The organism is Niallia endozanthoxylica (assembly GCF_008710145.1).
Taxonomy (GTDB): Bacteria; Bacillota; Bacilli; order Bacillales; family Cytobacillaceae; genus Bacillus_BD; species Bacillus_BD endozanthoxylica.
This window is the reverse complement of sequence record NZ_VYKL01000028.1, coordinates 132,994-146,230: the sequence shown is the minus strand read 5'-3', so window position 1 is coordinate 146,230 and position 13,237 is coordinate 132,994. Positions and strand designations below refer to the sequence as shown.

The window sequence follows — 13,237 nt, the reverse complement described above, 5'->3', positions numbered from 1 at the left end:
AATGCACCTCCCATTGTTAGTTTTTATGTCTAACAATTGGGGTGCATTTCAGAACCGTCCCTGCATTTCACTTAACCATAAATACTTTAGGTAATTTGTGGGTAAAGTATTTTTAGGTTAATCTTTCAGGAGGTTATTTATGGAGGAGAAAGGGCAACAAATCAGGCTAACTGCAGGAGAATTGGCTCAACTTTGGGTTCAATACTTAAATGATAGTGCCAGTATATGCATTCTTTCGTTTTTTTTAGAAAAAGCGGAGGATGAAGAAATTAAGCCAATTATTCAATTTGCTTTAGAGTTATCCAAGTCACATGTTGAAAGTATTACAGCTATTTTAACAGAGGAGAAAAATGTCGTTCCGGATGGTTTTAGTATGGAAGAGGATGTAGACGTATCTGCTCCTAGGCTTTATTCTGACAGTTTTGTCCTCAATTTCTTAAACCAAATGGCCAAGATTGGTCTTACATCATATGCTGGCAGTGTAGCCGCATCTGTAAGAGAGGACATTCGGAGCTACTATATGGATTGCCTGGAGGAAACCATGCAACTATATAAAAAATCAACGGATTTATTATTGTCTAAAGGATTATTTATCCGGTCTCCGAGCTTGCCTAATTTAGAGAAGGTTGAGTTTGTGAAAAAGCAATGGTTTATGTTAGATGTATTTGGCGAGAAAAGGCCATTAACAGCCGCTGAAGTAGATAATTTATTTGCCAATCTCCAAAGAAATGCGTTGGGAGTGGCGACCCTTACTGGATTTACTCAGGTTGCAAAAGAAAAGGATGTAAAACAATTCTTTTTAAAAGGATTAGAAATTGGGAATAAACATATTAAATTATTTAGAAGTAAATTAGAGGAGAGTAAACTTCCTGCACCTATGGGGTGGGATTCAGAAATTACAAATAGTACAGCCCATACATTTTCTGATAGGCTTATGATGTTCTTCACATCTGGATTGATTACTTTGAGCGTAGGGTATTACGGTACAGCTATCAGCCAAAGTCCTAGAGGTGATATTAGCGCCATGTATAACAGGCTATCCCTAGAAGTTCAGTTGTATGCTGAAGATGGAGCGAATATTATGATCAAAAATGGATGGTTGGAACAGCCCCCAATGGCATCGGATAGAGATGAATTAATAAGGAAAAAGGATCAACTGTGAACTATTTAATGGAATTCCTGAAATTCACAGGCTGGAAGGCAGTTGAGAAACGGATATTTGAGTGAAAAGGAGGGGGGTTCTTGCGCTTTTTTAGGAAGCATAAGAACCCTCTCCATGTTTCAATACTCATCCTGTAAGAATGCTTTCACTTGGATATCGAATTTTGGATTTGTCTGGCTTAGCTAAGGAAAAAGCTAGAGTAAGTGGACCCAGTTTTCCTAGAAACATCATAAATACGATGATTACTTTCCCTAATGTAGTAAGCGTAGCTGTAATCCCCATCGATAACCCAACCGTTCCAAACGCTGAAACCACTTCAAATAATAAAGTTAGAAACGGCTCTTCTTCTATGATATTTAACAAAAATACTGCAATAAATATAAAGCATACAGCAATCGTTGAAATGGCTAATGAGCGAAAAACAATTTCATTGCTAATCGACCTTCTTCCAATTACAACTTCTTTTTTTCCTCTTAGATAGGTAACAACAGCTAAGGCAATCACTAAAAAGGTTGTAAGCTTAATCCCTCCACCTGTAGAAGCACTGCCGGCTCCAACGAACATAAGCAAGAGCATCAGAAAAATCGTTGATTCGTCTAAACTTGCGATATCTAAGGAGTTAAACCCTGCTGTTCTTGTTGTTACAGCTTGAAAATAGGCAGCCCACCATTTATCCCCTAAAGAGGATAAACCTCCTAATGTATTGGGGTTGCTATACTCCACCGCAAATATGACAAGAATTGCTACAATATTGATCGTAAACGTACCTACAATCATTAGTTTTGAATGAAGAGCCAATTTTTTAAACTTCTTTTTGGACCATAAATCAATGATGACTGTAAAACCAAGGCCGCCAATAATAAATAATAATGATAGGACAATATTGACCACAGGGTCTCCTACATACCCCATTAAGCTGTCCGACCACAAGGCAAATCCAGCATTGTTAAAAGCAGAGATAGAGTGAAAGAAACTATAATATAATCCTTTTCCCCATCCCATATCTGGCACCCATCGAAAGGCTAAAAAAATCATGGCAACCCCTTCAATGATGATGGAAAAGAAAAATAAATTACGGACTAAATAGATCATGCCTCCAATAGAAGTCTGGTTTAATGATTGCTGAATCAGTATTCGTTCTTTTAAACTAATTTTCTTCCCCAAAGCGATAAAAATTAGAACAGCAAAGGACATAATCCCCAATCCACCTAATTGAATCAAGGAAACAATCACGAGTTGACCGAATAGAGTAAAGGCCGTACCAGTATCGACAACTGCAAGGCCCGTTACAGTCATGGCTGATGTGGCAGTAAATAAAGCATCAATTAAACTAATGGACTTCGTCGTTGCAAACGGCAGCTTTAAGAGCAAGCCTCCAATGGCTATCGATACAAGAAAGATTAATATTAAAAGCTGTGAAGGAGAAAGATTTATTTTTCTATGATTCATCTTTATACACCTTTCTTGTCAAATCGATTGATATCCTCATTCCGACCAATGACTACTAACACATCTCCTTTTAAAATCACCCTATCTGGTGCCGGAGAGACAACAATGTCTTCTCCTCTCTGAATAGCTACAATAGTACAGCCAAATCTGGCTCGGATATCTAATTCGATTAACGTTTTATTGTGTAATTTTTCTGAAGCGATTACTTCAGCTATACTATATTCTTTCGACAATTCGATATAATCGATTATTTTTTGAGAGGCAATGTGATGGGCAATACGTATAGCCATATCTCTTTCGGGATGGATCACTCGATCGACACCGATCTTTTCAAGTACTTTTGCGTGATAATCATCATGAGCTTTTGCCCACACGATCGGAACTCCCATTTCCTTTAATAGCAGACACGTAAGAACACTGGATTTCATGTCATCTCCAAAAGACACGATTGCATGGTCAACATTACGAATGCCTATTTTTCTCAAGCTACTCTCGTCCAGTTCATTGGCGACAACTGCATGAGTAACGAATTCGGCGTAGCGGCTTACTTTTGTCTCATCAATATCCACAGCTATCACTTCTATACCTAGTTTGGCAAATTCCTTTACTAATGTACCCCCGAACCGCCCTAACCCAAAAACAACAAATGACTTCTTCATACATGATTATCCTCTCTAAATGTAAATTAAAAAAGACCACTCTTAATAAAAGAATGGTCAATGGTTCTCATTCACCCTTCTCTCAATACATGCTTACGAGGTTAGCTGTCGGATTAGGGATTGAGAGCATCCCTTCTTAACTAGTGTGTTAAGATTCACCCCAAGATAAACAAAAGTGTTTATCAAATTTGGTTCCCCCGCTCCAAAGACTCAGCTCAAAGGATTATTTTTTCAATCATTAATAACATCTTTAAAGTACTCCTAGAATAATTGAATGTCAATATGGTGACAGGCATGCCCTGAAAAATCTTGTTTTATAAATACTCCACAGGATTTTATTGGAGAAACGTAATTAAATAAATGCATTGAAGAGCAATTGAATTGGAGAAACGTAGGGACGTTTCATACAAGGCGAACATCGAGTATTTAATGGAATTCCTGAAAATCACAGCTTGGGAGGCAGTGGAGAAATGGATATTTGAGTGAAAAAGAGGGATGGTTCTTGCGCTTTTTTAGGAAGCACAAGAACCATCCCTGCGTTTCTATATTCTATTTTGATAGTAGCTGCTTAGGCTTAGTTAAGAACATCTGATATCCATATAGAACAATCGAATAAAAAATATAGGTGAAAAAGATGTGAACCGGTCTAAAATTAACCAATTTAAATAACTTTAACTTCTGAAAGATTGTACATAAAGGAAAGGCGAGCAATAAGTTCATGACCATATTCAGCAGTAAATAGGGTCCAAAACGACCATAGGTTAAATGGAAAATCCATAAAGTACCAGAAAAGAAAGGTCCTAAAATGAGACTTAAATCAGTAAAAATCTTTTCCTTTATTCCGCCTTTCTCCACGATCCATAGCTTGAAGGGGAGAGAAAATAAACTGGTTAATAGGATTAAACCTACTGCCAAATTTGCAACTGGCAGGTATTTTCTAAAGGACCGTTTCGGCAAGAAAACAAGCGATAACCATGAAATAGTGAGCAGTCCAACTCGAATAAGATTAATCATAAAAAAACCCGCCTTTACTAATTTGTTTATAGATATTATTGTGTAGCAAATAAATGAAAATAAAACCTGAAATTGGTTTTCGAGGCTAAAGTGCTATTCACACAGCCACTACCTGCTAAAATAATGCAGTCAGCTATTTTCTTATTAACAAGCGTCCATATTAAGAAGTGCATAAATAGATTCCACATTTGGAAATATAGTATAAATCGTTCCATAAGGTGGATGAAATGAACAACTATACAAATGATAATACTGCCAGAAGGTATAAAGCTCATGTTAGTGTTTTAGTACAACCCAATTGCATTTAAGAAATCCGTATATTATTGCCTGGCGGTCCGCAGCGTTCCCCGGATTCCGTCATTTGCTTTTATCAAAATATCTTAGAGGATATGCACTATTTATTTGGGAAGTTGTTGTTAATATTAATGCAAATGTTAATGCTTCCATGATTTATTCCTTTCAAGGGAATATTGATATGGCAAAAGGGTACTAGACACAAGATGGCTTCTTATGTATATCCCTGTTTATCTTTTTTGTATTTGGGATAGTTACCGGACAACTGTAGATATGAATAGGGTCTATCTTTTAGCCGAGCGGGAGGAACACCGTTTTAATTCATTTGCATTACGAGCCTTAGAGATTAACTACCTAGATAAGCGAAATCCCGTCCTTTCCGTTTTGTGGTCATTGTTTATCCCTGGACTAGGACAGCTCTATATCCACAGGATTTTAATTGCTATCTTTGTCATCGTATGGTTAGTGGTATTTTATTATTTTTCACATGTTCAAGAGGCTGTTGTACTTCTAATTTTAGGCAAAGTAAAGGAAGCAACCCCGGTTTTAAAGTCAGAATGGCTTCTTTTTATCCCTTCACACTATGGGTTTGCCTCTTATGATTCTTATATCAATACGGTTGAGAATAACAGACTATTTGAAAAAGAGTTAAGGAATCACTTAACTGAGAATTATCAATCGGATGGGTTCAAAATACTAAAAGGACAAAAAGTGAAGTGATCGATGTGCAGCTATTTTCAACATTTGAAACGACAGGATTCTTAGAAATGGCCATTTCAACCTTAGAAAAGAAAGGGATTAAAAAAGAAAGCATATTTGCTGTCCCTTTGGATAACCGACAAGAAGAACGGAAAATTTTCGATAACCTTCATCGCTCAGACGGTATAAGCCTGATTGATATTGGAATGGCACTTGCTACTGCTTTTTCAGTGATTGGAGCAAGTATTGGTTTTAAATTAGCTTGGGGACCCATTTATTGGGGACTAATCGGTGCGTTTGTTGGATTTGTTCTTGGATTTGCTATTCGGCTTTTTATGGAATTGATTATAAAGAAAAAGAAAAGAGTGTTAAAAGGAACACACTCTGAAGTCATCTTAATTGTTGATTGTGAAGAATCACAAGCTGAATTAGTAGAAGATATCCTTTGAAGCCATTTTGCATTAGGAATAGCAAAGGTAAAATAATAGAAACATAGGAGGCGTTCTCACGTTTCACAGGGGAAATCTTTTCCTGAAATGAAACGTGAGAACGTCCCTGCGTTTCTCAAATAAGTTCAGGTAGTCGGAAGATTTTGAACAAGTTGTTGACCTAGGGGGTTTAGACTGTTTTATTCAAATAGGGAACGAAGATATTTGCCAGCCTTCTTTATGACTTTATTAAGTATAGCTAAAATAATTCCTCAAATGATGCTTCTGCCTCGTATGTAACAAACTCAACTTTCTTCTCACTCAAGATTGGATGTGCCTTGAATTCAGCCTTTGTCCAAAAATAAGCCTGTGTATGCTGTGATGCACTAATCCCGAGTAATTTTATGCAATTTTAACAATTAATATTACTCATAAAAAATTAGTCATACTAATAAATTGAATAAAGTAAAAGGTTAATAAATAACAGGGAAATGGGCGTTCGTATTCGGTGTTTGTGCTTTTTAATGTGAACTTTTTAGGGTTTAGTCTAGTTGCAGCAGTCTATTTTTTTCTCTTTTTCTAGAGAAGAGCACCTGATGGATGAAAGTTCGTTCTGATATTTTACCAAAGAAAATACGTTTTACTTTTCCCATACTATTATTATCTTCCCAATAAAATATAATTAATTATTTCTTGCATGGGGAGCTGCCCTATACAGACTTAATTTTTTTAGAAGCTTTTTTGGGACATTAAAATAAGAATTTAAAACTTATCGATTAAAAGAGCAATCATTAGTATGACAACGTATATCCACGGTGATTCACTTCCGTGTTCTCTGTCGGCCTTTCTATGTTTATGATTATTCATTTAATCAGCCTCCTAATAGGGGTACGCCAGCGAAACCCATATTATCAACGCTAAGGGATGTAGAACATAAGAATCCATTGATTTTGACAACGTGAAGGCGACCTTGCTAATGTCAATTTGTCAGAAAGTCCCTCCATGAAATGAAATATTGCATCACTTGAATACAGGCTTTTTGACAGAGATGCTTAGTGTTGTAAATTAGCGGAATGATGGTACTACCCCGTATGGAATGAAATGTCCCTTCAATCAATCGTATACAAAGCGATTCTATCTTCAAACTTCATTTTTTTCACCTAGAAGGATAGATGGTTATCATGGCTGTGAGATTAGTAGTTTTAAATTTTACATTATATATAGTACATTATTATTCACTTAAAAGACTTATGCTAAAGTTAGTAAGTGGAAAGTGAGGTTGGGATATTTATGCACTTCCCTCTACAAGAACCAGTTCTTATATTTGGTTTTGCTGTGTTAATTTTTTTGGTATTCCCTATACTAATGGGGAAACTAAGAGTACCTGCTATTATTGGGCCCATTTTAGCAGGAATTATCGTCGGACCAAACGGGCTAGAAATATTAGCACGAGATTCAACCATTGAATTGCTTGGAACAGTCGGATTATTGTTTATCATGTTTATAGCAGGGCTTGAGCTAGACCTCGATGGTTTCAAAAAATACCGAAATCGCAGTATTTTATTTGGCTTCCTCTCGTTTTCAATCCCATTAATCCTTGGAATCATAGTAGGACTGGGGCTTGGTCTCAGTATGCTATCAGCTTTTTTATTTGGTAGCATTTTCTCTACGCATACACTTCTAGGGTACCCTGCCATTAGCCGACTAGGCGTTGCGAAAAACAAAGCTGTCACAACAGCAGTTGGCGGTACATTAATAACAGATAGCTTGGCATTGCTTGTTCTCGCTGTAATCATAGGGGCATCGGAAGGCGATTTAACCATTGGATTTTTGGGATCCTTGCTTATTGCAACCACACTCTTTGCTGTAGCTGTTCTCATTTTTACCCCCTATCTGACCAAGTGGTTCTTTAAACGCTCGAATAATGAAGGAACGATAGAATTTAACTTTGTTCTGGCCATTTTATTTGTTGCAGGGGCAATCTCATTGTTTGTAGGATTAGAACCAATTATCGGGGCATTCTTGGCCGGTCTAGCCTTAAACCGGTACATTTATGATCATGGCCCATTAATGAATAGAATCCGTTTTACGGCAAATGCATTATTTATTCCGTTTTTCTTGTTATCTGTCGGGATGTTAATGGATCTTCGTGTTCTTCTATCCAGCCCTGATTCGCTACTAATCATCCTATTAATAACCTTTGTAGCAGTTGGCAGTAAACTACTTGCCAGTTGGGTTACGAGTAAAGTATATGGATATTCCGAGGCAGAAAACAAGGTAATCTTTGGTCTTTCCACTTCACATGCTGCAGCAACATTAGCCATAACTATGGTTGGGTATCAATTTGGATTATTTGACCAGCAAATAATAAATGCCGTCATTATTATTATTTTAGTTACCTGTATTTTAGGTCCATACTTCTGTGAAAAATATGGTAGAAAACTGGCCGTTGCACAAGATAAAGTGGCACTAGACGATGCACTTCCAGAACGAATATTAATTCCGGTGGCGAACCCAAAGACAATGGAATCTCTGCTCGATTTAGGTTTTGTGATAAGAAATGCGAAAAAGACAGCTGAACCGCTTTACCCATTAACAATTGTTCAAAAGGATTTAAAACAGGCAACAAATGAAGTGGCACAAGCTGAAAGAATGCTTGGACGCTCTCTCATGTATGCGTCAGGGGCAGATGTTCCTGTTAAGCCATTAACGCGGGTTGATCATAATATTGGATGGGGAATCGAACGTGCAGCCATTGAAGAGCGAATCACAACGATCATCGTGGGGTGGGATGGTGCAGATGTGGGGAACCAAAAGGTCTTCGGGAAAGTGATTGATAATTTCCTTGAACATACCTATCAACGCGCACTCATAACCACGATTAACCATCCATTGAATACGATGGAACGAGTGATTCTTATTCTGCCAAATAATATCGTGCATAAACCTGGTTTTGAAGATTCGATTTCAATTGTTAAGAACATTGCTTCACAACTCAGTGCAACCATTAAATGCCTTGTCATTCGAGATGACTTAGATGCGTATAAGTTAGTTTCCGAACATGTACATCCTAATATTGAAGTAGAGTTCCAATCCATTGATGGCTGGAATTCCCTTTATAAAAATGATTTAAATGATGTTAAATCAACCGACCTTGTGATTTTAGTAAGTGCTAGAAGAGGGACTGTGGCATGGCACCCAGATTTAGAAGCGATACCGAAAAAACTAGCATCAATGAATCTTGAGAACTTCATCGTATTCTACCCAACAGAAATGAAGGAAACAGACATTCGCGGCTCACGTGGTACGGAAATTCCGAAAGAATTACTTTTTAAAAGGGATTATGAGGACTAATATATTTTATGTATTGCACTGTGGTCTAATGATTAGATCAACTTCTCAACCCTCGTTGACTCTAGTAAGAGTTAACGAGGGTTTTGTACAATATTGTAGACTACATGCGATTCTGTACCGCAGAAACTGCGCCTGTCAAAATGCATAAATATATCCCACATTTGGAAATATATTATAAATCATTCCTTAAGGTGGATGAAATGGACAACTATACAAGTGATAATACTGCCAGACGTTATACAGCCCATGTGAGTATTTTTGGTACAACCCAATTATTTTTAAAAAACCCTTATATTATTGCATGGTGGTCGGCAGCGTTCCCTGGATTCGGGCATATGCTTTTATCCAAATATCTTAGAGGCTATGCATTATTTATTTGGGAAGTGGTTGTTAATATCAAAGCTCATGTTAATTCATCCATGATTTATTCTTTTCAAGGGAATATTGATATGGCAAAAGAGGTACTAGACACAAGATGGCTTCTTATGTATATTCCTGTTTACCTTTTCGGAATTTGGGATAGTTATCGGACAACAGTAGATATGAATAAGATTTATCTTTTAGCCGAGCGAGAGGAACATCGTTTTAATTCCTTGTCATTAGGAGCGTTAGAGGTTAATTACCTAGATAAGCGAAATCCCATCCTTTCTCTTATGTGGTCATTGTTTATCCCTGGATTAGGACACCTTTATATAAATAGGATTTTAACGGCTCTCTTTGTCATCGTATGGTTAGTGGTTTTTTATTATTATTCTCATGTTCAAGAAGCGGTGGTACTTTTATTTTTAGGTAAAGTAAAAGAAGCAACCTCGGTTATAAATCCAGAATGGCTTCTTTTTATCCCTTCACACTATGGGTTTGCCTCTTATGATTCTTATATCAATACGGTTGAGAATAACAAACTTTTTGAAAAAGATTTAAGAAAGCATTTAGTCGAGAATTATCAATCGAACGGTTTCAAAATACTCAAAGGACAAAAAGTGAAGTGATAGATGTGCAGCTATTTTCAACATTTGAAACTACTGGATTCCTAGAAATGGCCATTTCAACGCTAGAAAAGAAAGGGATCAAAAAAGAAAGCATATTTGCTGTCCCTTTGGATAACCGACAAGAAGAACGGAGGCTTTTCGATAACCTTCATCGCTCAGACGGTACAAGCTTGATTGATATTGGAATGGGGCTTGCTACTGCGTTTTCAGTTATTGGAGCAAGTATTGGTTTTAAATTAGCTTGGGGACCCATTTATTGGGGATTGATCGGTGCGTTTGTTGGATTTGTTGTTGGATTTGCTATTCGGCTTTTTATGGAATTGGTTATAAAGAAAAAGAAAAGAGTGTTAAAAGGAACACACTCTGAAGTTATCTTAATTGTTGATTGTGAAGAGTCACAAGTTGAATTAGTAGAAGATATTCTTTGGAGCCATTTTGCATTAGGAATAGCAAAAGTAAAGTGATTAAGAATGAATAAGATATAGAAATACAGGGACGGTTTTCACGTTTCAAAGGGGAATCTTTTTCCTGAAGTGAAACGGCAGAACCGTTCCCGCAGTTCATTTGTTCCAATAGGCTTTTGCTTCTTCCTCAAGTACCTTTAATCTTTTGTAGTAATCGGGAAACTCGTTAAGATGAGCCAACGCAATTTTACCCGTCATAATAGGATCATCGTTTGTCACATTCGTTTGGCTCGATATTTTTCCGTGTTCAAGCTCTACATTGACTCCCATCCAAAACTCATCTAAATCAAACTTACTTTTATTAAAGTCAATGCCCATAGCTAAAGCGATTGCGGCTGCGTCCTCTTTGGAAAATGATTTAACCCTAGTTGCAGAACGATTATGGCTATACCCGTTTGGAATTCCGGTGGTTGGGTATAGATATGGCGTACGATAGTTATAACCGCTAATAAAGTGGTTCGAATACGGATGATTATAGTAGTACAAGATACATCTCTCCTAAAAAGGTAGTGACTAACAATATACGTTAGTTACTTATTTTATGAGCATGTTCTCTAAAAGATTAACATGGTGACAGTGCCCAAAAAAATCTTGTTTCATGAGATTTGATGGAAGGAATCCGTGCTCTCAGCTATGCATCTCGCCATCAGAACGAAAGAAAAGTGCCTTTTTCTCGCTTTGCAAATGAAAATACACTGGAACTTACCTTCCGGTGCATTTACTCTTGTATGTTTATATGATGAATGCCGCTAAAATGGTCTTTAGCGAACAATGTCAGGCACCGTTCGCCTATTTTTAAGCGAAGTGACATTGTGAGGGCTTACACCTAAACTATTAGACTGAAAGTTAAATAAGGGCTCAAATTATTATTGCAATAAAAATGTTAAGTAATATAACATGTAATTAGTGATTGAACTAAAAATATGAAAAGGGAGCCTTTTTATGTCAGTAAATATTACATTTAAAGATGCGAGTATAGAAGATTTACCAATTATTGTGGATATTTATAATTCTACTGTTCCAAGCAGAATGGTAACTGCTGATACGGAACCAGTATCAGTAAACGATCGATTAGATTGGTTTAATGAACATAATCCTTACAAAAGACCTTTGTGGGTTGTAGAGTATGGAGACGAAATTTGTGGTTGGGTCAGCCTTCAATCTTTCTACGGAAGGCCAGCTTATAATGCAACGGCTGAAATAAGTATTTATATTCATGAAGATTTTAGAGGGAAAGGTCTTGGAAAAAAGATTTTAAACAAAGTGATAGAAGAATCTCCTAAGTTTGAAGTTGATACTTTACTTGGATTTATCTTTGGACACAATAAGCCTAGTCTTAGACTATTTGAAAGTTTTGGTTTTGAGAAGTGGGCACATTTGCCAGAAGTTGCTACATTAGATGGAATGAAGAGAGATTTGATTATTCTTGGGAAAAAAGTTTCGTAGCTTTAAGAATCAAAACAGTGGGAAGCATTCGTTTCCCACTGTTTATGTCGTTATTTAGCTGTCTTTTTCATTAATGGTGTCAAACTTTTCATTGATTGATTTTCGCTAACGAATGTGGAACCTAAAAGCAATGCTCCGCCTAACATTTGAATCATTGTCATTTGTTCTTGTAAGATGACCCCTGAAATCAGTATAGCTACAAATGGATCAACATAGCTTAGCATAGCAATACTCTGTCCCTTTAACTTTTGCATACCTGAGAAAAATAACCAAAATCCAATACCTGTATTAACTATTCCTAACAGGATGATAAAGGGGATGGATGATTTTGATACTTCTAAGATACCGAATCCTTCCGTAACAAGTACATATGGAAAGAGAAGTAAAGCTGTTGTTCCAAGTTGGATGATTGTAATCTCTAATTTGGCCATGTTTTGGATAAATTTATTTAATAACATTAAGGAAGCGTAAAAGGCAGCCGCCATTAACCCAAAAAAGATCCCGAGCAAATCCCCTGTTTCAAATGCACTTATACCATTTCCAACAATCAATAACATCCCTGCTATCGCTGCACCAATACAAACCATCTTTTTGATAGATAATGGTTCCTTCAGGATCATTGGTGAGAGAATCATGACAAGCACAGGCGCAAAGTAATAGGCTAACGTTGCGTTAGTGATGGTGGTATAATCATAGGATTGATAGAGGAAAATCCAATTCCCTCCTAAGGCAATACCAGAAAGAAATAGAATAGAAGCATTGGCTTTCACTAATTTCCATGGAATAGATTTTTTCATGACAAAAAATACGAACATTAAAAATAGACACCCGATTGAACTGCTAAGTAAAGCTGTTTCACTTGAAGATAAATCAATGTATCTTACAACCAAACCAATTGTACCGAAAATAATCATGGATAATATAAACTGAATGTTAGATTTCATCGTCTACTCCTTCGAATCTGCGAAACAGCTTATATTTCGCAGATTCTTAATCTGTTGTAAATATAAGCGTGTGTAAAGGAGTAACCGGTGGTGGCGGTGATGTTGAAATGGGCTTTCTAACATATGGATTTATATATGATAATGGCATAATAAGCCTCCTATTTTTAATGAAATGTAGGGACGGTTCTTACGTTTCATAAGGGAAGTTCTTTTTCTTGAAATGAAACGGCAGAACCGTCCCCACGTTTCAAATTTTTGATAGTAATAACATATCATGTTTAAATACATTACAAAACCGAATGTTTCTCATGAAGTATATGATAAAAACAGATGGG

The 13,237-nt window shown here is 36.7% G+C and carries 12 protein-coding genes and 1 riboswitch; of the genes, 7 read left to right on the top strand and 5 right to left on the bottom strand.

The features are described 5' to 3' along the window. The first annotated feature begins 139 nt into the window (after positions 1-139). Positions 140-1,162 carry a DUF3231 family protein gene (locus F4V44_RS18570; RefSeq protein ID WP_150441507.1) on the top strand — a complete coding sequence of 341 codons (1,023 nt, stop codon included), beginning with the start codon at positions 140-142 and terminating at the stop codon, positions 1,160-1,162. Positions 1,163-1,288: 126 nt separating this feature from the next. Here F4V44_RS18570 and F4V44_RS18565 read toward each other — a convergent pair whose 3' ends face one another. The 3 genes from F4V44_RS18565 to F4V44_RS18555 all read right to left on the bottom strand — a co-directional run bounded on the left by F4V44_RS18565 (position 1,289) and on the right by F4V44_RS18555 (position 4,284). Then, the gene (locus F4V44_RS18565; RefSeq protein WP_150441506.1) at positions 1,289-2,611 is read right to left on the bottom strand and encodes a TrkH family potassium uptake protein; all 1,323 of its coding nucleotides are present in this window, start codon (positions 2,609-2,611) and stop codon (positions 1,289-1,291) included. Positions 2,612-2,613: 2 nt separating this feature from the next. Beyond that, complete coding sequence (locus F4V44_RS18560) at positions 2,614-3,270, bottom strand: potassium channel family protein (RefSeq protein WP_150441505.1); 657 nt, start codon at positions 3,268-3,270, stop codon at positions 2,614-2,616. Positions 3,271-3,344: 74 nt separating this feature from the next. Beyond that, positions 3,345-3,496, bottom strand: a riboswitch (cyclic di-AMP (ydaO/yuaA leader). 323 nt (positions 3,497-3,819) lie between these two features. Continuing rightward, entirely contained in the window at positions 3,820-4,284 is a 465-nt protein-coding gene (locus tag F4V44_RS18555; RefSeq protein WP_150441504.1) for a hypothetical protein, read from the bottom strand. A 510-nt stretch (positions 4,285-4,794) separates the two neighbouring features. On the opposite strand from F4V44_RS18555, the gene F4V44_RS28310 reads away from it, so the two are divergent. From F4V44_RS28310 to F4V44_RS18525, 5 genes are all read left to right on the top strand, one after another. Further along, positions 4,795-5,298 carry a hypothetical protein gene (locus tag F4V44_RS28310; RefSeq protein WP_150441503.1) on the top strand — a complete coding sequence of 168 codons (504 nt, stop codon included), beginning with the start codon at positions 4,795-4,797 and terminating at the stop codon, positions 5,296-5,298. Positions 5,299-5,303: 5 nt separating this feature from the next. Then, on the top strand, positions 5,304-5,726 hold the full coding sequence (locus F4V44_RS18540; RefSeq protein WP_150441502.1) for an inorganic phosphate transporter: 423 nt from the start codon (positions 5,304-5,306) through the stop codon (positions 5,724-5,726). A gap of 1,269 nt (positions 5,727-6,995) precedes the next feature. Next, positions 6,996-9,059, top strand: coding sequence for a cation:proton antiporter (locus F4V44_RS18535; protein WP_150441501.1), 2,064 nt, complete (start codon positions 6,996-6,998; stop codon positions 9,057-9,059). Positions 9,060-9,259: 200 nt separating this feature from the next. Beyond that, on the top strand, positions 9,260-10,048 hold the full coding sequence (locus F4V44_RS18530) for a hypothetical protein (RefSeq protein WP_150441500.1): 789 nt from the start codon (positions 9,260-9,262) through the stop codon (positions 10,046-10,048). 5 nt (positions 10,049-10,053) lie between these two features. Further along, positions 10,054-10,512, top strand: a complete 459-nt coding sequence (locus F4V44_RS18525; protein ID WP_150441499.1) for a hypothetical protein — start codon at positions 10,054-10,056, stop codon at positions 10,510-10,512. A gap of 96 nt (positions 10,513-10,608) precedes the next feature. On the opposite strand, the gene F4V44_RS18520 is transcribed toward F4V44_RS18525, so the two are convergent. Then, entirely contained in the window at positions 10,609-10,998 is a 390-nt protein-coding gene (locus tag F4V44_RS18520; RefSeq protein WP_223881961.1) for a DUF5661 family protein, read from the bottom strand. Between the two features lie 456 nt (positions 10,999-11,454). Between F4V44_RS18520 and F4V44_RS18515 the strand changes: the two genes are divergently transcribed. Next, positions 11,455-11,958, top strand: a complete 504-nt coding sequence (locus F4V44_RS18515; protein ID WP_150441498.1) for a GNAT family N-acetyltransferase — start codon at positions 11,455-11,457, stop codon at positions 11,956-11,958. Positions 11,959-12,008: 50 nt separating this feature from the next. On the opposite strand, the gene F4V44_RS18510 is transcribed toward F4V44_RS18515, so the two are convergent. After that, the gene (locus F4V44_RS18510; RefSeq protein ID WP_150441497.1) at positions 12,009-12,902 is read right to left on the bottom strand and encodes a DMT family transporter; all 894 of its coding nucleotides are present in this window, start codon (positions 12,900-12,902) and stop codon (positions 12,009-12,011) included. Between the last annotated feature and the right edge of the window lie 335 nt (positions 12,903-13,237).